Source organism: Citrobacter sp. RHB20-C16 (assembly GCF_013890155.1).
In the GTDB taxonomy this organism is placed as follows: domain Bacteria; phylum Pseudomonadota; class Gammaproteobacteria; order Enterobacterales; family Enterobacteriaceae; genus Citrobacter_A; species Citrobacter_A amalonaticus.
On record NZ_CP057630.1, the window covers coordinates 2,872,518 to 2,892,271 of the forward strand.

Consider the following 19,754-nt stretch of genomic DNA (forward strand, 5'->3'; position numbering starts at 1 on the left):
GCCTGATGAGGAGAATAACCGTTAACGATAGTTCACAATCACCTGATTGCTCTGAACTTTTAATGCGGGAATTAAGCGACCACCGCCGGGGACTTCCCAGATGAAACGCAGGGGTTCAACGGCAGGCACGTTGTTAAATGCCTGCGTGGTGCCGCTCTGCCCTTCTATCTCTACACAGCGTGATTGTGAACATAAGCGCACGCGTAAACCGGCAGGCGTCGGGCCATTCAGTTCATATCGCCAGGCGACCAGCGTCATCAGACCGGAGACGGGCTGGCTGGATGAAAGCGGCGACGACGAGGCCGCCACGCCGCGATGATTCAGGGTTATGCCGATACTACTGGCCTGCCACGCCCCTTCCCCGGCAGCCTGTACCACCAGCGGGAAAAGTAACAGCCAAAGCAGTTTGCGCATTATTTACCTCCAATGGTTGCCGTCATGCGGATGTTACGGTTATCGGACAGCTCCATGTTCGACAGCACCACCAGTTGCGGCAGGCTGCGGCGCAGGAAGCGCGACAACAGAGGACGCAACGCATGGTTAACCAGCAGCACCGGCGGCGCACCCAGCATTTCCTGGCGGGACAGCGCCTCCTGAGTTTGCGCCAATAGTCGATCGGCGAGGCCCGGCTCCAGTCCCCCACCGCCCTGGAGTGCCTGCAATAGCAGACGTTCGAGCGCGGTGTCGAGACCAATCACGTTAACTTCATGATTACCCGGGAACCACTGCTGGGTGATCGCGCGCCCCAGCGCCACGCGAACCACCGCCGTGAGTTCATGCGGATCGCTCTGCAATGGCGCATGTTCCGCCAGCGTTTCCAGAATGGTGCGCATATCGCGAATCGGCACTTTTTCATCCAGCAGATTCTGCAACACTTTATGCAGCGTGGTCAGGGTCACCACACCCGGCACTAAATCTTCGGTCAGCTTCGGCATCTCCTGCGACACGCGATCCAGCAGTTGCTGCGCCTCCTGGCGACCGAACAGTTCAGCCGCATACTGACCAATCAGATGGTTCAGATGGGTGGCAACTACGGTACTGGCCTCCACCACGGTAAAGCCCTGAATCTGCGCCTGCTCTTTTAAGGCGCTTTCGATCCAGATCGCGTCCAGTCCAAATGCCGGATCCACTGTCTGTTCGCCGGGTAATGTCCCCGCCGCCGTGCCTGGGTTTATCGCCAGCCAGCGTCCCGGATAGGCGTCGCCGCTGCCAATCTCCACCCCTTTCATCAGGATGCGGTAATGCGCAGGTTGCAGATCCATGTTGTCGCGGATGTGCACCACTGGCGGCAGAAAGCCCATGTCCTGGGCAAACTTTTTACGGATACTGCGGATACGCCCCAGCAGTTCACCGTCCTGCTGAAAATCGACCATCGGGATCAGGCGATAGCCCACTTCCATGCCGAGTGAGTCTTCCAGTTGCACATCGTTCCAGGTGGCTTCCACCACTGAGTTGTTTTCCGCAACTTTAGTCGGTTGTGGCTCGACAGGCGCCTTCTGCTCACGCCCCCGGATCCACCAGGCCAGTCCCAGCAGCGCGGCGGTAAACATCAGGAACACCAGGTTTGGCATGCCCGGCACCAGGCCCAGCAGACCCAGAACCGCGGCGCTCAGCAACATCACGCTCGGATTACTGAACAGTTGCCCGACCATCTGCTCGCCGACGTCCTGATCGGTACTGACGCGGGTGACGATGACGCCCGCCGCGGTTGAAATCACCAGCGCGGGGATCTGCGCCACCAGACCATCACCGATGGTCAACAGGGTATAGCTTTCCGCAGCATGCCCCATGCTCATCCCATGTTGCAGCACCCCCACCAGCAGACCGCCCACAACGTTAATCACCATAATCAGAATACCGGCGATGGCGTCGCCACGAACGAACTTACTCGCACCGTCCATTGAGCCATAGAAGTCGGCTTCCTGAGTCACTTCAGAACGACGCTTTTTCGCCTCATCTTCACCGATAAGGCCGGCATTAAGGTCGGCGTCAATCGCCATCTGTTTACCCGGCATCCCGTCAAGAACGAAGCGCGCGCCCACTTCAGCGATACGCCCGGCACCTTTGGTGATAACCATAAAGTTGATGATGACGAGAATAACAAACACCACGATGCCGATAGCAAAGTTACCGCCGACCAGGAAGTGACCAAACGCTTCAACGACCTTGCCCGCCGCCGCCGCGCCAGTGTGCCCTTCCATCAAAATAATACGAGTGGAAGCCACGTTCAGCGCCAGACGCAGCAGCGTAGTGAACAGCAGAATGGTCGGAAACGCGGCAAACTCCAACGTGCGCTGGGTGAACATCGCCACCAGCAGCACCATAATCGACAGTGCGATGTTAAAGGTAAACAGCAGGTCAAGGATGAACGCCGGCAACGGCAGGACCATCATCGACAGGATCAGCAGAATGAGGATTGGCCCGGCAAGGATCTGCCACTGCGTGGTTTTCATGTTGTTGGGCAGGCGCAGCATCGCAACCAGATTAGCCATCGGTAGTCTTCTCGTTCATAAAATCCAGGGCTTCAGGCACTGGAAGATTTGCAGGTTGTGGTGGACGTTCCCCACCGGCGAGCCGCCAGCGTTTAAGCTGCCACACCCAGGCCAGCACTTCCGCGACGGCGGCGTACAGTTGTCCGGGGATCTGCTGACCAATCTCAGCATGGCGATAAAGCGCACGCGCCAGCGGCGGCGCTTCAAGGGTGGGAATTTTGTTCTCGGCACCGATCTCGCGAATGCGCAGGGCCACAAGTCCGGCCCCTTTCGCCACGACTTTCGGCGCGCTCATCTTATTTTCGTCGTATTGCAGCGCCACCGAATAGTGAGTCGGGTTGGTGACGATGACATCGGCATTAGGGACATCACTCATCATGCGTCGACTCGCCGCCTGGCGCTGCATCTGCCGGATACGCCCCTTCACATGAGGGTCGCCTTCATTCTGTTTAAATTCGTCACGGATATCCTGGCGTGACATGCGTAATTTTTTCAAATGGCTCATGATCTGGAAAATCACGTCGAATCCGACCATCGGGATCACCCCCAGCACCACCAGCAGCGCACACAGCCCAACGAGATCCAGCGCATTGCCCATCGCCGCGCGCGGTGACTCCGCCATCAGGCGCATCATCTCCGGCCAGTTATGCCACAGATACATCGCCGTCACGCTGCCCACCAGTGTGGATTTCAGAATGGCTTTCAACAATTCCGCCCCGGTCTGCGCGGAAAACATGCGTTTGATGCCTGGCAGCGGATTGAGCTTGGAAAATTTGGGTTGCAGTGATTTACCGCTGAAGACCAGACCGCCAAGCAGAACCGGCGAGATCAGCGCCACCAGCACCACGCCGGTAATCAGCGGCAGCAGCGCGATCATCGCTTCTTTAATCAGCAGAATAATTTGCCCGAGGATCAGATTAGGATCATTGACCATGCTGTGGTCAAAACGCAGTCCTGCCGACAACATGCCCGATAACCGTCTGGCCAACGACTCACCGCCAATCCAGATAATGCAGACGCCCACCAGCAAAATCAGCAGTGAGGTCAGTTCTCTGGAACGGGGGATCTGCCCCTCTTCCCGCGCTTTCTCAAGTCGGTGGGGTGTGGGGGCTTCTGTTTTGTCGTCGTTGTCGTTTTCGTCTGCCAAGGAACGCGCTCAACCCAGATTGTCTTTGCGTTATGATGACAGTATCTTCATCCGGGCAATGGCTTAAAAAGACCCTGTAAACTGGTCTTTTTAAACCGTTGATAACCTTTAAGCGCGAAATCTTCAATGTCTGGTTATGGCTTTACTGCAAGATGATATTAACATTTAATTACAATCATTAATAATTAAACATTATATTTTTAATATAAATTTATCATTACAACTTTTTTATCGTTAAAACATAGCACCATTATCAATAAATATAAATCAACTTATATTCATGCGGACCATGTATAAACAACAATATTTCCTTCCCGAGCTTAATTATTTCACTTCAAGAATTAAAAAACGGACTTTCGAATAACGAATTTCTGTGTATACTGCACTATACCCTTAAGGGTTATATCTCAAAGATATACTTTTTTTCAATTGATACGCCAATTTTATTTACATGGGGAATAAGACAGTGAAAAGGAACATTTTTGTTTGCCTGATTTTGGCGCTGTCAACTTCAACCGCTGTTGCGGCGCCAGAAGATAATGCAGGGACAATCCACTTTACAGGGGAAATCATTACGCCGAGCTGTGTGATTGTCGGCGACAGTGGTACCACTTATAACGTGCCGCTGGGTACTTATCCGACATCTTACTTTACATCTGTAGGCGTTGAAACCGACCTGGTTCCGGTGATTATTTCGCTTAGCAGCTGCCCGATGGCAAGTGATGGATTATCAAATGTTCAGCTCACCTTTAATGGTACAACGGTTGCGAGCACAACGGATAAACTGGCCGTCTCCGGGGCAGGTGGCATAGGTATCGTGCTCAGCGAAGAAGGGCATACAGATACTCTGATCAAACTTGATAAGTCGGACGGGCAAGTCTTTATCCCATTGCCAGCCGTTGCATCAGACACTATTTCAACCACTCTGCAGGCCCGTTATAAATCTGTCTCTTCAACAATAACCGCAGGTGCGGCCGATGCCGATTTAACAATTAATATTCTTTATAGGTGAAGCTAAAACATTTCCTCGCGTGTTATTAATGATAAGCTTAATAACACGTCCAGGATAGTTTCTAACATGTGCGTGCATTAAAAGGAATTATATGCGTACTCCTTTGCTCATCTTTTTTATCACGACTTATGCATTTACCGCTTTCAGCCATGCGGCAGGTATCCAGGTGGGACGCACACGTATTATCTATGATGCAAGCAAGAAAGAAGCTGCATTGACGCTGACCAATACAGAAAAAGAGCTCCCTTGGCTTATTCAATCATGGACAGACACTGGCGATGGAAAAACACGGGGTCCGTTTATTGTCACCCCCCCCATTGTTCCGGCTCGATCCGCAAAAAGAGCAGAACTTACGTATTACCTGGTCGGGTAAAGCGCTACCCACCGATCGTGAATCCCTGTTTTATATGAACGTTCGCACCATCCCGGCCACCGCCACTGATGATTCGACAAAAAACGTCTTACGCCTTATTTACAAAACCAGGCTAAAACTGTTCTGGCGTCCGGTGGGATTAAAAGACGCTCCTGTAGAAGCCTGTAAGCATCTTCAATTCAGCCAGCGCAATGGGCAGATCTCTATTACTAATAGCGGGGAATATTACAGCGTTTTCGATACCCTACGGGTTAATGGCAAGTCAGTGACAGCCGTCGAAATGGTGGCCCCTAAAGCCAGCAACACATTTCCCCTTGCTAACGCCACTGTGGGTTCGAAGGTAGCCTGGCGTTGCATTACCGATTATGGCAATGCAACCGCTGAATTTACCGCCAGTTTAACGCAGAAATAGTGGTAAGCAATGGCTGCTAAAGGACTACACCTGTCCCCTCCTTTGCTTCGTTTCCCCACTCTCATCAAAGGATTGAGTGGTTTGCTCCTCGTTGCAGTAAGTCATGTGTCTGCACGGGAGTATTATTTTTCTCCTTCAGCTCTAGAGGGGGATGAGCTATCACAACAGGATATCGATCTCTCTCTCTTTTCCAAAGCAAATGGCCAGTTAGCTGGCACGTATCGAACCAAAGTATTCATGAATAAGCGCTACATCGACGATAAATTGATTGCCTTTATCAATGATAAATCAGGAGCGCTACAACCGAGCTTAACGCCAACGCAGTTGCGGCAATGGGGTATTCGCGTCGATGCCTATGCTGAACTGGCGAAATTGCCAGTCGATGAGCCACTTGAGAAACCTCTAGGGGACTATATTCCCTTTGCTGCCGTTAAGTTTGAATTTAACACGATGACATTGTTCATCAGTATGCCGCAAGCAGCTATTGATGAACACTATGGTGATATGGCCGCAGAATTAATGTGGAACGACGGTGTGCCGGTACTTTTCACCAACTATGCGTTCTCTGGCTCAGAGCGTACCGGGGGCGAGTCGTCCCGCTATTCCAGTCAATATCTTAACCTGCAAAGCGGCGCCAATCTCGGCGGCTGGCGACTACGCAACTATTCAACGTGGAATCGTTCCGATGAGACGCAAACGTGGCAAACCATCAATACCTGGCTGCAACACGACATTCGTTCTTTAAAAGCCCAGTTTGTCGCTGGCGAAAACAGTACCCGTGGGGAAATCTTTGACAGAATCCAATACCGCGGCATCAACATAGCTTCTGACGATCAAATGCTACCCTTTAACCAGCGTGGATTTGCCCCAATTATTCGTGGTATCGCAAGTTCTAACGCCGAAGTCTCGGTGCGGCAAAATGGATATATCATCTACCAGGCCAACGTCGCACCGGGTGCGTTTGAAATTACTGATCTCTACTCCACCAGCAATAGCGGCGATCTCGAAGTTACCGTTAAGGAAGCCGATGGAACCGAGCATCATTTCACCCAACCCTATTCAAGCGTCGCTATCATGCAGCGTCCGGGGAGTATTCGCTACGAAGTCACCCTCGCCCGTTTTCGCGCAGACGATGCACATGCAAGCCATACCCCCATTTTTGCTCAGGGTAGCGCCATTTATGGTCTGAATAACTTTCTGACATTGTTTGGTGGCGTGACCACTTCGTCGGATTACCAGGCGTGCGATCTCGGTACAGGCATGATGATGGGTGAGTTCGGTGCTATTTCAACCGATGTGGCCCTGGCCCGCGCGAATCTGGATAACAACGAGCAGCATAACGGACAGTCCTGGCGTTTGTTGTATTCCAAACAGTTTGAATCAACAGACACCAACCTAACTCTGGCGAACTATCGTTATTCGACCAGCGGTTATTACACGTTCGCCGATGCAAACCAAAAATATGATGCAAGTGATATCAACTGGTCTTACCACTACAACAAACGTAGCAGGATTCAGATTAACCTTGCCCAGAGCCTGCTGGACAGTAATGTTTACATCTCTGGTTATCAACAGGATTACTGGAAGACCCGCAATAAAGAGCGAAGCATCACCTCAGGCATCAATCGGATGATCGGCGGTGTCAGCCTCAATCTGGCTTATACCTATAGCAAAACCAGCGATCAGCCCGGCGATCAGATGCTATCTCTGAGTTTTAACCTGCCGCTTTCTCAATGGCTGCCTAAAAGTTGGGCCAGCTATAATCTCAGCACCAGCAAGCAAGGGAGCACCACGCATAACGTCGGGCTTAATGGCACGTTACTGGATGACGATCGCCTCAGTTATTCTTTTCAGCAGAGTCGGACTAACTACAACGGAGAAGACAGCAGTAGCATCTACAGCAGCTATCGTTCACCCTATGCCAACCTCAACGCCGGATACGCTTATGCATCCGATAGCTCTCAGCAACTGAGCTACGGACTCAGCGGTGGCATTGTCGCTCATCCGGCTGGTATCACACTTTCTCAGCCCTTAGGCGATCAATTCGCCATAGTCAGCGCCAAAGGTGCGTCTGGCGTGCGTTTTGTCAATCAGCGCGGCATTCAAACCGACCTTTTTGGCAACGCCGTCATCCCTTCACTGACGCCCTATCAGGAAAACGTTATCCGCGTCGATACGACCAGTTTGCCGTCTGATGTGGATACGGATGCCACAGCGATGACAGTGGTGCCAAGTCGCAACGCCGCCGTTAGCACACAATTTGCGGCGCATATCGGCTACCGGGTTCTGGTTTCGCTCAGCCGTCCTGATGGACGCGCCATTCCCTTTGGCGCAGTCGCCAGTGTGGACAACCTCTCCCTCAGCGGCATCGTCGACGATCGCGGCGTGCTCTATCTCGCCGGCGTCGGCGAAACTATCCCCCTGACCGTGAAATGGGGCAGCTCAGCAGAACAGATCTGCCATGCTGAGGTTACACTCCCCCCCTCTTCTGACACTGCTCCCGGTGGTATTCGCCAGGTCAGTGCGCTCTGCAAGCCGGAGACAAACCATGCAGAATAAAAAAAAGGCCTGCCTTATTCGCCGTCTGGTATTTAAACACGCTCTGATGGTGACACTCCTGGCTTTTATGACCAGCACTCAGGCGGCCACAGTCGTATTAACCAACTGTTTTCCACCTCCGGTGGACTACAGCGCGACTGTCAACGTGGAGATCCCTGCTGAAAATAATCAAGCAGGACAAGTTATCGGCAATGATGCTGATTATCATCTGGTTGCACAAGGGCCATCCGTGGTTGCCAACTGCGCCTGCCCGAAGGGGATGAACACATCCTCAGGCACTTACGTATATGAAATCACCGCAGCGGGAAGTCCGTTACCCGCAGGTACAGTGGGATATGGCTATCTGACCGAACATTTCGATGTCGATGTCACGGGCTACACCGATGCCATAAACTCACCCGATGGAACTGGCTTAACGCCAATCAATATTGATAGCTACCCAACGCCGTTCACTAGCATGAAAAGGAGTTCAGAAACGATAAAACCGAGTGAAGGGACCAAAGATGTTTGCAGCGATTCAACGCGTCCTTCCGGCGGCAGCAGTATAAAACGGGAGTTTAAGTGGAATGTCGCTGTGCTCACCCTTTATGTTAAGCAAGCCATTTTGGGTGAAGAAATCATCCCTGAAACCGTTATTGCGCAAAGCTACTCCTGCCTTTCGACCGGAAACTATTGTGCCAGCACCGACATGCAGCTTGTGTCTAATTTAAGGCTGTCAGGTAAGCTCAGCGTCCCGCTCAGTTGTACGATTAACGCTGGCAGCACCATAGAAGTTGAACTGGGCAATATTGTTACTTCACAGTTCTTTTCACCCGGTGAGCCCCCGACAAGTTATACGCTCAGGGACGTCGATATCTCTTACCATTGCGACGATCCCGCAGCAGCTAACAGCGGGAAAATTAAACTGACACTCAGCGCCGATCAGGGTGTCGCTCCGGGCAGCAACAGCCTGATTGCCAAAATGCAGGGCCGGGATGATGTCGGCGTACGAATGTTTGATCAGAATAACGGAAACGTTGTGCTGGACGGTTCAGTCGACTTACCGGTCACGATGGACGAGCAGGGCAACGGCATAATAATAATGAAAGCGGCCCCAGTTAGCACCACGTCGACTAAACCAGAGCCGGGTCAATTTGAAGGCAACGTTACCGTGAAGATGGATCTCCGCTAACCGTGTGATCACCCAGCTTTCGCTGGGTGCTACTGTTTCTCAAAAACCTAAGCTGTCGAGCAGGTCGTCCACCTGGTCCTGGCTGGCGACAACGCCCGCTTTGGTCGCATCGACCTGCGGACCATTCAGCAGGCTTTCACTTTCGCGTTTGGGTCGAGAACTCTGCTCTGGAATATTTTCCAGTAGTACCATCAGCAGCTGACGTTCAATCTCCTGAATCACATCCATCATGCGTTTAATCACCTGACCGGTCAGATCCTGGAAGTCCTGCGCCATCATGATGTCAAGCAACTGTGCGTTGGTGAAACTGGTATGCCCGGGCACATCGCCGAGGTATTTTCGAGTGTCTGTCACCAGCTCGCGGGCGTCAGAGAGCTCAATCGGGTTTTCAAACCACTCGTCCCAACGCTTGCTCAGCGCCTTCGCCCCTTTCTCCATCTCGTCCTGATGCGGCTGAGAAGCCTCAACGCTGTTCAGGGCGCGCTCAGCCGCCTGCGCGGTCATCTGTACTACATAGTCCAGACGGTCACGGGCATCAGGAATGGCTTCTGCCGCTTCGGCAATCGCCTGGTCCAGTCCCAGTTCGCGCAGACTGTCACGCAGCATACGGGTCAGGCTACCAATGCGGGCAATGATATCCCCGGCAGAATGTTCATCTACGGGTTTAATCTGTGGTTGCATCATGGTCAGCCCCTTACATGCCCAGTTTCTCAAAGATTTTATTGAGTTTTTCTTCCAGCGTCGCCGCCGTGAACGGTTTCACTACGTAGCCGCTGGCCCCGGCCTGCGCCGCGGCAATGATGTTCTCTTTCTTCGCTTCTGCCGTGACCATCAGCACCGGCAGTGAGGACATTCCGCTGTCCGCGCGAATGGTTTTCAGCAACTCGAGACCGTCGATGTTCGGCATGTTCCAGTCGGAAATGACAAAACCAAACCCACCTGCCTGCAGTTTATTCAACGCATCCGCGCCATCTTCGGCTTCTTCCACGTTGTTAAATCCCAACTCCTTAAGCAGGTTACGCACGATGCGACGCATGGTGGAAAAGTCATCCACAACCAAAAACTTAAGCTCTTTATCCGCCATAAAAAATTACTCCTGATTCAAATACGTATTGCCTGTCCGGCACTGATTTTCGCCAGCATCTGCTGGCTAACCTGACTAAGATCGACCACTTCGCTGACGCCACCCATATTGATGGCTTCGCGCGGCATGCCGAACACCACACAACTTGCTTCATTTTGCGCAATCGTCCAGGCGCCCGCCTGGTGCATCGCTAACATTCCGGCGGCACCGTCGTTGCCCATTCCCGTCAGGATCACCCCGACAGCATTGCGCCCCGCATGAATCGCTACCGAATGAAACAGCACATCCACCGACGGCCGGTGCCGGTTAACCGGCGGACCGTCATGAATTTTGATTTGATAGTTTGCCCCGCTGCGTGCCAGTTCCATGTGTTTATCGCCCGGCGCAATGTAGGCATGACCCGGCAGAACACGCTCGCCGTCCTCCGCCTCTTTCACGGTTATCTGACACAGCTTGTTCAGACGTTCAGCAAACGAGCGGGTAAAACCGGGCGGCATATGCTGCGTAATAATGACCGCCGGACTGGAGAGTGGCAGCGGTTGCAGCACATGGCGAATTGCCTCGGTGCCCCCCGTCGAGGCGCCAATCGCAATCAGTTTTTCCGAACTGAGCAGCGGTCCCGCCTTTAAGGTGACCGGCGCCGCAAGCGGTTTATGGGCTGTCAGACGTGCGCGTGACGCCGTGCGCACTTTCTCCGCAATCATCTCGCTGTAGGCCAGCATCCCTTCGCGGATCCCCAACTGCGGCTTGGTGACAAAATCGATCGCCCCCAGTTCCAGCGCCCGCAGCGTCACTTCCGAGCCTTTCCCCGTCAGCGACGACACCATCACCACCGGCATCGGACGCAGTCGCATCAGCTTTTCAAGAAAATCGAGGCCGTCCATCCGCGGCATTTCGACGTCCAGCGTCAGCACGTCAGGGTTATATTTCTTGATCAAATCCCGGGCGACGAGCGGATCGGGTGCGGTTGCCACCATCTCCATGTCGCTATAGCTGTTAATAATTTCGGTCATGATTTGGCGCATCAATGCAGAATCATCGACCGACAACACCCTGATTTTACTCATGCTTTACCCTTACTTAGCGCATAAACCGTTTGACCGCGCAGGCTAAAGTCGCGCACGAGGTTACTAAAGTTCTCTGAATGCCCGGCAAACAGCAGACCATCAGGCTTAAGAAGAGGGACAAAACGGCGCAGAATGTCCTGCTGCGTCGTTTTATCGAAATAGATCATCACATTGCGGCAGAAAATGGCGTCGAACGGTCCCGGCACGTTGTACTGCTTATCGAGCAGGTTAATCACGGAAAACTCGACGTGGCTTGCCAGTTCCTGACGTACACGCACCAGCCCATCATGAGGACCGGTTCCGCGCATGAAATAACGCTGGAGCTGCTGCGGCGACAGGGTCTTCAGTTCGTCCAGGCGATAGATCCCGCTACGGGCCTTTTCCAGCACTTCGGTATCAATATCGCTGGCGAACACCTTCCAGCGCCCTGGCGCCATGCCCAGCGTATCGGCCAACGTAATGGCGATACTGTACGGCTCTTCACCGGTCGATGCCGCGGCGCTCCAGACCCGGTATTCGCCGCTGTGACGACGCGCGCTTTCCGCCAATACCGGGAAATGGTGCCCTTCGCGGAAAAAAGCGGTCAGGTTAGTGGTCAACGAGTTGATAAAAGCCTGCCACTCTGCGCTGCTTTGATTCGCTTCCAGCACGCTGAGATAGTGACCAAAATCATCCATTCCCAGCGTACGCAGACGACGGACCAGGCGGTTGTAAACCATGTCCCGCTTGTGGTCCGCCAGCACGATCCCCGCACGCTGGTAGATTAATTGACATATCCGACGAAAGTGCGCGTCGGACAGCGCAAGGCGCTGGGTCATCTGTAACAATAATGACGTTTGCCCGTTGGGCAGAGATGATGTCATAGCGCCTTCTCAATCACATTCAGGATACAACGGGCACAGCCTGCGGCGGTGCCGATTCTTGGTGTGTTACCACATGCTCTTCAAGTTTGAATACTGCTACACGGGCTGACAGCGTGTCGGCCTGATGCGCGAGTTGCCCGGTCGCGGCGGCGGCTTCTTCCACCAGCGCGGCGTTCTGTTGTGTCACCTGATCCATCTGGGTGACGGCCTGTGCCACCTGCTCTATTCCTCTGCGTTGTTCGTCTGACGCCGAGGCAATCTCGCCCATGATGTCGTTGACTCGGGTGACCGAGCTGACGATTTCCGTCATGGTGCGGGCAGCCGTATCGACGAGTTGCGATCCCTGGTGGACGCGGTTCACCGACTCTTCAATTAACCCTTTAATCTCTTTTGCTGCCTGGGCGCTGCGGCTCGCCAGGTTTCGTACTTCTCCGGCAACCACAGCAAATCCACGCCCCTGCTCACCAGCACGCGCCGCTTCGACCGCCGCGTTGAGCGCCAGAATATTGGTCTGGAAGGCGATACCGTCTATCACCCCGATAATGTCGCCAATCTTTTGCGAACTGGCGGCAATCGCCTGCATCGTACTGGCGACTTTGGTGGTCTGTTCGCCGCCGGTTTTCGCCGTATCGGCGGCGCTTTTTGCCAGCCCGGAAGCCTGGCGCGCATTGTCGGCGTTTTGACCGACGGTAGCCGTTAACTGCTCCATGCTGGCCGCCGTCTGCGCCAATGACGCCGCCTGCTGCTCGGTGCGTGAGGAGAGATCGTTATTACCCATCGCGATTTCAGAAATCCCGGTGTGCATCGCCAGACTGCCCTGACGCACGTCGCTGACGGTTTCCCGCAGCGCCTGTTGCATCGCTTTCAGGCTGGCAAAGATCGCCGAAATCTCATTACGCCCGTAAACCGCAATCGGCCGCGCCAGGTTGCCCTCGGCAATGCTGTCAAAATGACTGCCGATAATCGCCAGCGGCTGGACGATCATTTTGCGCGACCAGTACAGCGCTCCGGTGGTTAACAGCGCGGCAATAATGACCATGCTGATAAAGATCGCTGCCGACATGTGATAGTTGTTTTTGCTCTGTTGCCCCGCCACCAGCAGCACATGGTTAATGTTCTGCTGCCAGGCGTTAAAGTTCACATCAAAGGCATCCTGTGACGCCTGCACTGGCGCGGTCAGAAAGTCTGACAACTGGTTGTTTTCAAGCCAGGTGGCCTGATGCTCCAGATCGCTGTGCCACTGGGTGAAGCTTTTCTCCGTTGCGTCCTGCAGCGCTTTGCCCGATTCCGTATTCGCCTCGATAGCCTTGAAGCCATTGAACAGCGTGGCGGACTGCGCCAGGCTTTCGCGCGCGATAACCATCAGGCTTTTGATGTCATCGGGCGGATAGCTCAGCGCCGTTAATGTCCCGGCCTTGTTGAGGGCGGTACTCGCCTGTAATAAAACGGCACGCGTTTGTGCCAGCGCCGCGCGTTGCTGATTACTCTGCTCGACCTGATTCAGGCTCTGAAAACCGTCCCGAAATGCCCAGAAAGACAAGCCATTACTGCCAATCTGCAATACACCGCAGAGGATCAAAATCAAAAACAGCGTGGTCGAGATTCGAATACGATTAAACATCAACGCTCCCATCAGGCGGCAACGGCCGCAGTGTTAAATTTCGGTCAAAATGTTTCCCAGTTAGTATCGTGCTCCATGCTTAACGAGGGCTTCTGCGCGCTGCGGGGCGCGTCTGCAGAAGTCCGTTCTTCTTTGGTTTTTACCGCATAAGGACGCGCGGCAAGACGAAATGCGGAGACCGCCATCGTCAGTCGGCTGGCCTGTTCTTCCAGCGCGGCCGCAGCGGCTGCGGATTCCTGGACCAGCGAGGCGTTTTGCTGCGTCACGCGGTCCATTTCAGAAACCGCCTGCGCCACTTGATCGATGCCACGGCTTTGTTCATCAGAAGCAGAGGCAATTTCGCCCATAATGTCGGTCACGCGGGTCACCGCATTGACGATATCGTTCATGGTCTCGCCCGCGCTTTCGACCAGCACGGAGCCGGTATCCACGCGCGAAACGGAATCTTCAATCAGCGCTTTGATCTCTTTTGCCGCCTGCGCACTGCGACTGGCCAGATTACGTACCTCACCGGCGACCACCGCAAAGCCACGCCCCTGCTCACCTGCTCGCGCGGCTTCCACCGCGGCGTTCAGCGCCAGGATATTGGTCTGGAAGGCAATACCGTCGATAACGCTGATAATGTCGGCAATTTTCTTCGAGCTACCGGCAATTTCATGCATCGTTTTAACGACGTTATCCACCACTTTGCCGCCGTGCTGCGCGGTTTCCGAGGCGCTCTGCGCCAGTTGCGACGCTTGTCGGGCATTGTCGGCGTTCTGTTTCACCGTCGCGGTTAACTCTTCCATGCTGGCCGCCGTCTCTTCCAGCGCCGACGCCTGTTGTTCGGTCCGCGATGAAAGATCGGTGTTGCCGGTGGCGATTTCCGTGGTACCGGCGTAGATGGCATCGGAGCCTTCGCGCACCTGGGTGACGGTGTCTACCAGCGAGCGCTGCATGTGATCGACGCTACCAGCCAGTTCGCCAATTTCATTACGTCCGGCAACGGTCAGCGTGTTGGTCAGGTTACCGCCGGCGATTTCACGAATATGAGCGATGACGCTGGCAAGCGGGTTGAGCAGGGTGTGACGAATGCCGTACCACACCACCACCAGGATCAGCACCAGCACCACCGCCAGAATGGCGAGTTGCCACTGCGCAAACTGGTAGTCGCGCGCGCTTTCATCAAACGCCTGGCGATAGAGTTTTTCGCTGACGCTGGCGTACTTGCTCTTCGCGTCGCCGAGCCCGTTTTGCATTCCCTGCGTCGGTTGCGCGAAAAAGGCATCCATGTTGCCGCTTTCCAGGAACTGCACCAGTTCGGTTAAACCGGCAAAATAGTTCTGGTATTTTTCGTCCACATTGTTGCTGACCTCCACCATCTCTGGCAGCGGATCGATAGCTTTAAATCTGGCGTAGTGCTCTGCCGCCTGAGCGAGGGAATTTTTCGCGCTCTTCAGCAGATCGTTTTTTGCGCTACTCTGCTGATTGTTGGCGTCCATCATCATGCGTGCAGAGGAACGGCTGAGGTTGATACGTGTTTGCAGCATCAGATCCCATGTCGAGGTCAGTTCACTCTGCTGTTGGCGTAGATCGTTGGAAATAACAAAACTTTTTTGATTCTGCTGTAAAGACGAAAACAGCAAACCACCAGAGACAAGCTGTAGCAGTGCGAAAACCCCCAGCACCATCATCAGCATTGTGACAACGCGGATACGGTTAAACATAAGGCACCTTCCTGAAAACGAGTTAACAACGTTATCGGCACCCTTGATAAGAACTTTACGTTTGCGAAAGGGAAATCCAGGTCAGAAGGCGATATCCACTCCACCCAGTCACTGAGATGGCAGACGCGTGGCTGGCAGTCACAGACGTTTATGCTATCCCGTGCTAAAAAGTACGCGGTCATGAATACAACAAAATAAGCAAATAATAAAAAAAAGTTGTAACCCACGACGAATTACTCCAGGTTAGGTAGGAAATGATTCGGCGTAATTAAATACATAAAACATATGTATCGCTGATAAAAAATTGTTAAATTCAGCCCGAGGGATTTTTAGTGGCAAATGCAAATAAACTCACGATATTCATCGTGATTTTCATGCTGGCAGGTATTGTGTCAGGTGCGGTTATTCACTCGTATACATCCGAAAGCGTCATTGCCGCCTGGTCGGATAACATCACCCTCCTCACCGACATCTTCTTACGTTTGATTAAGATGGTTATCGCCCCCCTGGTGTTCAGCACTCTGACTGTGGGCATTATGCGTCTTGGCGAGACGTCCACCATCGGACGTGTGGGCGGCAAAGCGATGATCTGGTTCATCAGCTCTTCTATTCTTTCCATTCTGGTGGGCCTTTTTATTGTCACCCTGGAACGACCCGGCAGCGGACTCAATCTGGCTATCCCGAAAGAAGCCGTGGATACCGGTCTCGCCGTCGGCGGGATGAGCCTGAAAGGTTTCCTGTCACATACCATTCCTACCAGCATTGCCGGTGCGATGGCCAATAACGAAATTTTGCAGATTGTGGTGTTCTCGATGTTCTTCGGGATCGGCGGCGCGTCGTTGGGCGAAAAATTCAATACCCCGCTGGTGGCGGCGCTGGACGTGGTTTCCCACATTATGTTGAAAGTGACCGGCTACGTGATGTACGTCGCCCCGCTGGCCATTTTTGCCGCCATCTCCTCGGTGATCGCCACCGAAGGATTGGGCATTTTACTCAACTACGCCTCGTTCATTGGCGGTTATTACGTGGCAATTCTGATGACCTGTCTGGTGTTGCTGGCAGTGGGATATCTGGTACTGAAAAAAGAGGTGTTTCGCCTGCTTGGTATGCTCAAGGATCCGGTTCTGGTGGCCTTTACCACAAGCAGTTCTGAAGCGGCCTATCCGAAAACGCTGGAGCAACTGACGACATTTGGCTGCTCGCGCAACATCGCCTCTTTCGTGCTGCCCATTGGTTACTCGTTCAACCTGGTCGGTTCAATGGTTTACTGCTCTTTTGCGTCGATGTTTATCGCGCAGGCCTACAACATTCATCTGTCGTTTGCTGAGATTAGCGTCCTGATGCTCACGCTGATGCTGGCGTCAAAAGGTATTGCCGGCGTTCCGCGTTCCGCGTTAGTGGTGCTGGCGGCAACGATTCCGAGCTTTAACATTCCGGTCGCCGGCATTTTGCTTCTGATGGGTATCGACCATTTTCTCGACATGGGCCGTTCCGCCATTAACGTGTTAGGTAACGGTATTGCGACGGCGATGCTGGCACAAAACGAAGGTTTACTGGAAGAGAGTGAGGAGGCGGTGTCACAGCAGGTCGGAGCATAACGGTTGACTGTCAGATAGCGCTTCGCTTATCCGGCCTACCTTGAGGTGGTAGGCCGGATAAGGCGTTTACGCCGTCATCTGATCATGCGATTAGGCGACGTGAGAGGCGGCCATATCTAACAGCGCCATTTCGTCACTGTTCAGCAGTTTCTCAATGTTCACCAGAATCAACATCCGGTCGCCCAGCGCACCGAGTCCGGTCAGGTATTCCGTTGACAGCGTTACGGCAAATTCCGGTGCAGGACGGATTTGCTCTGCGGTCAGCGACAGCACATCAGACACGCCATCGACAACGATCCCCACCACGCGCTGTCCCAGATTCAGCACAATCACCACGGTGTTATCGTTGTAATCAACATCACCCTGGCAGAACTTCACGCGCAGATCGACAATCGGCACAATCACGCCGCGCAGGTTGGTCACCCCTTTGATGAAGGCAGGCGTGTTGGCAATGCGCGTGACCTGATCGTAACCACGGATCTCCTGCACTTTCAGGATGTCGATACCGTACTCTTCATCTCCCAGCGTAAACACCAGGAATTCCTGACCTGACGGCTCGCCGGCCAGTTTGCTTACATTAGTCATACCGGTCATATTTTACCCTTTCTTACTCAATCAGGCGGCGGTGATCGCCATACGTTGTTCGCGATTTAAACCCTGCAGGGCGGAGACATCCACAATCAGCGCGACGCTGCCATCGCCAAGAATAGTGGCGGCTGAAATACCCGGCACTTTGCGATAATTACTCTCCAGGTTTTTAACCACCACCTGGTGCTGACCGATCAACTGATCGACCAACAGCGCGTAACGGCGACCGCCGCTTTGCAGGATCACCACGATGCCCTGGGTGGCTTCGGTTTTCGCCCCTTCCACTTCAAAGACTTTCCACAACTCAACCAGCGGCAGATATTCGCCGCGTACTTCCAGCACACGCTCGCCCCCGGCCAGCGGATGCAGATCATCGTCACGTGGTTGCAGGGATTCCATCACCGCATTCAGCGGCAGAATGAAGACTTCGTCGGCGACGCGCACGGACATGCCATCGAGGATCGCCAGCGTCAGCGGCAGCAAAATACGAATGGTGGTGCCGGTCCCTTGCTTCGACTGGATTTCAACGTGGCCGCCCATCTCCTGGATATTCCGTTTCACCACATCCATACCCACGCCGCGTCCGGAAACGTCGGTCACCTGCTCGGCCGTCGAGAAGCCTGGGGCAAAAATCAGCATCCCCACTTCGTCATCGGTCATGTTTTCATTGACCGCCATCCCCTGGGAGATCGCCTTCGCCAGAATGCGCTCGCGGTTCAGTCCAGCCCCGTCATCGGTCACTTCGATGCAGATGTTGCCGCCCTGATGTTCCGCCGACAAAATCAGATTGCCCACCACATTCTTACCGGATTCCATGCGTTTTTCCGGCAGTTCGATTCCGTGGTCGAGGCTGTTACGCACCAGGTGCGTTAGCGGGTCGATAATGCGTTCAATCAGGCTCTTGTCGAGTTCCGTCGAGCTGCCGACCAGCGTCAGTTCAACCTGTTTACCAAGCTTGCCCGCCAGGTCGCGCACCAGACGCGGGAAGCGGCTGAACACGTATTCCATGGGCATCATACGAATCGACATCACCGATTCCTGCAGATCGCGGGCGTTACGTTGTAACTGCCCCATGCTGGTGATGAGATCGCCATGATTGACCGGGTCGAGTTCGTTCGAACGCTGGGCCAGCATTGACTGGGTAATCACCAGCTCACCGACCAGGTTGATCAGCTGATCAACCTTCTCCACCGCCACGCGAATGCTGGTGGATTCACTGGCGCGTGCCGGTTTTTCCCGCTCTACGCGTCCGGTTTGCGCTTCTCTGCCAACCGCTTTCACCGCTGGGACGGCGACGACAGGCTGTTCGACCGCAACCACTTCAGCCACTTCAGCCACTTCCGGCTGGACCGCGGGTGCCGTCGCTGTCACCACTTTCTCAAAGGCAATCTGGTCGGCTTCAATCACAAAGCACAGCACGGCAATGACGTCATCCTCTGCAATGTCGCCATCAAGCGTGGCCGCCAGGCTGTCTTCGCCCTTGACGACATCAGACAGGGTGGACAGATTGCCCAGCTCTTCTTCCAGCAGGGCCACTTCACTGGCCTTCAGGCGCGAGAGAAAGATGCGTAATTTCGCTTCTTCTGCCACGACCACGTCGTCAGGTGTCGTGTTGTCGACCACGCTCAGTCGGGCATTCGCCACCACCGCTGGCGCGGTTTCACCTTTTGCTTCCAGCGCTAACTGGCGTAATGCCGTGCAGATGTATTCGAAACTGGCGGCATCCGGCTCCTGCGAACTTTTATAGGCATCGAGCTGTTCCTGCATAATATCTTTCGTTTCCAAAAACAGGTTGATAATGGCGGTATTGAGCTGCATCTCACCGCGACGCGCATCATCCAGCAGGTTCTCCATCAGATGCGTGGTTTCCTGCAAAACGGTAAAGCCGAACGTGCCGGCGCCCCCTTTGATGGAGTGCGCTGCACGAAATATGGCATTCAGTTGCTCGGCATCCGGCGCTTCGGGCGCCAGATCGAGCAGATGTTGCTCCATGTCAGCCAACAACTCGTCAGCTTCATCAAAAAAAGTCTGATAAAAATCGCTTATATCCATGCTCACGCT

The 19,754-nt window shown here is 53.8% G+C and carries 17 protein-coding genes; 6 read left to right on the top strand and 11 right to left on the bottom strand.

Translation table 11 applies throughout. From position 1 onward, the window contains the following. Positions 1 to 21: 21 nt before the first annotated feature. From flhe to flhB, 3 genes are read right to left on the bottom strand one after another with little or no spacing between them, the layout of a single operon-like run. Positions 22 to 414 carry a flagellar protein FlhE gene (gene flhe, locus HVX64_RS13760; RefSeq protein ID WP_043000346.1) on the bottom strand — a complete coding sequence of 131 codons (393 nt, stop codon included), beginning with the start codon at positions 412 to 414 and terminating at the stop codon, positions 22 to 24. Continuing rightward, a complete protein-coding gene (gene flhA, locus HVX64_RS13765) occupies positions 414 to 2,492 on the bottom strand; it encodes a flagellar biosynthesis protein FlhA (RefSeq protein WP_043000345.1) in 2,079 nt (692 codons plus the stop codon). Before flhA ends, flhe begins: the two co-directional genes overlap by 1 nt. Further along, a complete protein-coding gene (gene flhB, locus HVX64_RS13770; RefSeq protein ID WP_043000344.1) occupies positions 2,485 to 3,639 on the bottom strand; it encodes a flagellar biosynthesis protein FlhB in 1,155 nt (384 codons plus the stop codon). Before flhB ends, flhA begins: the two co-directional genes overlap by 8 nt. A 466-nt stretch (positions 3,640 to 4,105) precedes the next feature. Here flhB and HVX64_RS13775 point away from each other — a divergent pair, with 466 nt between their 5' ends. The 5 genes from HVX64_RS13775 to HVX64_RS13790 all read left to right on the top strand — a co-directional run bounded on the left by HVX64_RS13775 (position 4,106) and on the right by HVX64_RS13790 (position 9,166). Beyond that, positions 4,106 to 4,651 (top strand): fimbrial protein, encoded by a 546-nt coding sequence (locus HVX64_RS13775; RefSeq protein WP_228530439.1) that lies wholly within the window; start codon positions 4,106 to 4,108, stop codon positions 4,649 to 4,651. Positions 4,652 to 4,742: 91 nt separating this feature from the next. After that, positions 4,743 to 5,024 carry a fimbria/pilus periplasmic chaperone gene (locus HVX64_RS24290; protein WP_346010914.1) on the top strand — a complete coding sequence of 94 codons (282 nt, stop codon included), beginning with the start codon at positions 4,743 to 4,745 and terminating at the stop codon, positions 5,022 to 5,024. Continuing rightward, the gene (locus HVX64_RS24240) at positions 4,954 to 5,436 is read left to right on the top strand and encodes a molecular chaperone (protein WP_346010915.1); all 483 of its coding nucleotides are present in this window, start codon (positions 4,954 to 4,956) and stop codon (positions 5,434 to 5,436) included. Before HVX64_RS24290 ends, HVX64_RS24240 begins: the two co-directional genes overlap by 71 nt. Before the next feature lie 9 nt (positions 5,437 to 5,445). Continuing rightward, positions 5,446 to 7,995 (top strand): fimbria/pilus outer membrane usher protein, encoded by a 2,550-nt coding sequence (locus HVX64_RS13785; RefSeq protein ID WP_181825035.1) that lies wholly within the window; start codon positions 5,446 to 5,448, stop codon positions 7,993 to 7,995. Beyond that, complete coding sequence (locus HVX64_RS13790; protein WP_044257619.1) at positions 7,985 to 9,166, top strand: fimbrial protein; 1,182 nt, start codon at positions 7,985 to 7,987, stop codon at positions 9,164 to 9,166. Before HVX64_RS13785 ends, HVX64_RS13790 begins: the two co-directional genes overlap by 11 nt. A gap of 39 nt (positions 9,167 to 9,205) precedes the next feature. Here HVX64_RS13790 and cheZ read toward each other — a convergent pair whose 3' ends face one another. The 6 genes from cheZ to tar are packed head-to-tail and all read right to left on the bottom strand — an operon-like array spanning position 9,206 to position 15,507. Then, positions 9,206 to 9,850, bottom strand: coding sequence for a protein phosphatase CheZ (gene cheZ / locus HVX64_RS13795; protein WP_043000339.1), 645 nt, complete (start codon positions 9,848 to 9,850; stop codon positions 9,206 to 9,208). Between the two features lie 10 nt (positions 9,851 to 9,860). Continuing rightward, on the bottom strand, positions 9,861 to 10,250 hold the full coding sequence (gene cheY, locus HVX64_RS13800; RefSeq protein WP_043000338.1) for a chemotaxis response regulator CheY: 390 nt from the start codon (positions 10,248 to 10,250) through the stop codon (positions 9,861 to 9,863). A 17-nt stretch (positions 10,251 to 10,267) separates the two neighbouring features. Further along, positions 10,268 to 11,317: a chemotaxis response regulator protein-glutamate methylesterase gene (locus tag HVX64_RS13805; RefSeq protein WP_043000337.1), complete on the bottom strand. Its 1,050-nt coding sequence runs from the start codon at positions 11,315 to 11,317 to the stop codon at positions 10,268 to 10,270. Further along, entirely contained in the window at positions 11,314 to 12,180 is an 867-nt protein-coding gene (cheR, locus tag HVX64_RS13810; protein WP_043000336.1) for a protein-glutamate O-methyltransferase CheR, read from the bottom strand. Before cheR ends, HVX64_RS13805 begins: the two co-directional genes overlap by 4 nt. 19 nt (positions 12,181 to 12,199) lie before the next feature. Beyond that, on the bottom strand, positions 12,200 to 13,801 hold the full coding sequence (tap, locus tag HVX64_RS13815; protein WP_044257618.1) for a methyl-accepting chemotaxis protein IV: 1,602 nt from the start codon (positions 13,799 to 13,801) through the stop codon (positions 12,200 to 12,202). A 44-nt stretch (positions 13,802 to 13,845) separates the two neighbouring features. Continuing rightward, positions 13,846 to 15,507, bottom strand: coding sequence for a methyl-accepting chemotaxis protein II (gene tar, locus HVX64_RS13820; protein WP_044257617.1), 1,662 nt, complete (start codon positions 15,505 to 15,507; stop codon positions 13,846 to 13,848). A gap of 332 nt (positions 15,508 to 15,839) precedes the next feature. Between tar and HVX64_RS13825 the strand changes: the two genes are divergently transcribed. Further along, entirely contained in the window at positions 15,840 to 17,105 is a 1,266-nt protein-coding gene (locus tag HVX64_RS13825) for a dicarboxylate/amino acid:cation symporter (protein WP_181825036.1), read from the top strand. A 90-nt stretch (positions 17,106 to 17,195) separates the two neighbouring features. On the opposite strand, the gene cheW is transcribed toward HVX64_RS13825, so the two are convergent. Together cheW and cheA are read right to left on the bottom strand one after the other, a co-directional pair. Continuing rightward, positions 17,196 to 17,699, bottom strand: a complete 504-nt coding sequence (gene cheW / locus HVX64_RS13830; RefSeq protein WP_043000332.1) for a chemotaxis protein CheW — start codon at positions 17,697 to 17,699, stop codon at positions 17,196 to 17,198. Positions 17,700 to 17,720: 21 nt separating this feature from the next. Next, entirely contained in the window at positions 17,721 to 19,751 is a 2,031-nt protein-coding gene (gene cheA / locus HVX64_RS13835; RefSeq protein WP_044257615.1) for a chemotaxis protein CheA, read from the bottom strand. Positions 19,752 to 19,754: the final 3 nt, after the last annotated feature.

Bases quoted from the DNA above. Each gene is read 5' to 3' on its own strand.
- flhe (WP_043000346.1), bottom strand. From the start codon at position 414: ATGCGCAAACTGCTTTGGCTGTTACTTTTCCCGCTGGTGGTACAGGCT.
- flhA (WP_043000345.1), bottom strand. From the start codon at position 2,492: ATGGCTAATCTGGTTGCGATGCTGCGCCTGCCCAACAACATGAAAACC.
- HVX64_RS24290 (WP_346010914.1), top strand. From the start codon at position 4,743: ATGCGTACTCCTTTGCTCATCTTTTTTATCACGACTTATGCATTTACC.
- HVX64_RS13785 (WP_181825035.1), top strand. From the start codon at position 5,446: ATGGCTGCTAAAGGACTACACCTGTCCCCTCCTTTGCTTCGTTTCCCC.
- HVX64_RS13790 (WP_044257619.1), top strand. From the start codon at position 7,985: ATGCAGAATAAAAAAAAGGCCTGCCTTATTCGCCGTCTGGTATTTAAA.
- cheZ (WP_043000339.1), bottom strand. From the start codon at position 9,850: ATGATGCAACCACAGATTAAACCCGTAGATGAACATTCTGCCGGGGAT.
- cheY (WP_043000338.1), bottom strand. From the start codon at position 10,250: ATGGCGGATAAAGAGCTTAAGTTTTTGGTTGTGGATGACTTTTCCACC.
- HVX64_RS13805 (WP_043000337.1), bottom strand. From the start codon at position 11,317: ATGAGTAAAATCAGGGTGTTGTCGGTCGATGATTCTGCATTGATGCGC.
- cheR (WP_043000336.1), bottom strand. From the start codon at position 12,180: ATGACATCATCTCTGCCCAACGGGCAAACGTCATTATTGTTACAGATG.
- tap (WP_044257618.1), bottom strand. From the start codon at position 13,801: ATGTTTAATCGTATTCGAATCTCGACCACGCTGTTTTTGATTTTGATC.
- tar (WP_044257617.1), bottom strand. From the start codon at position 15,507: ATGTTTAACCGTATCCGCGTTGTCACAATGCTGATGATGGTGCTGGGG.
- cheW (WP_043000332.1), bottom strand. From the start codon at position 17,699: ATGACCGGTATGACTAATGTAAGCAAACTGGCCGGCGAGCCGTCAGGT.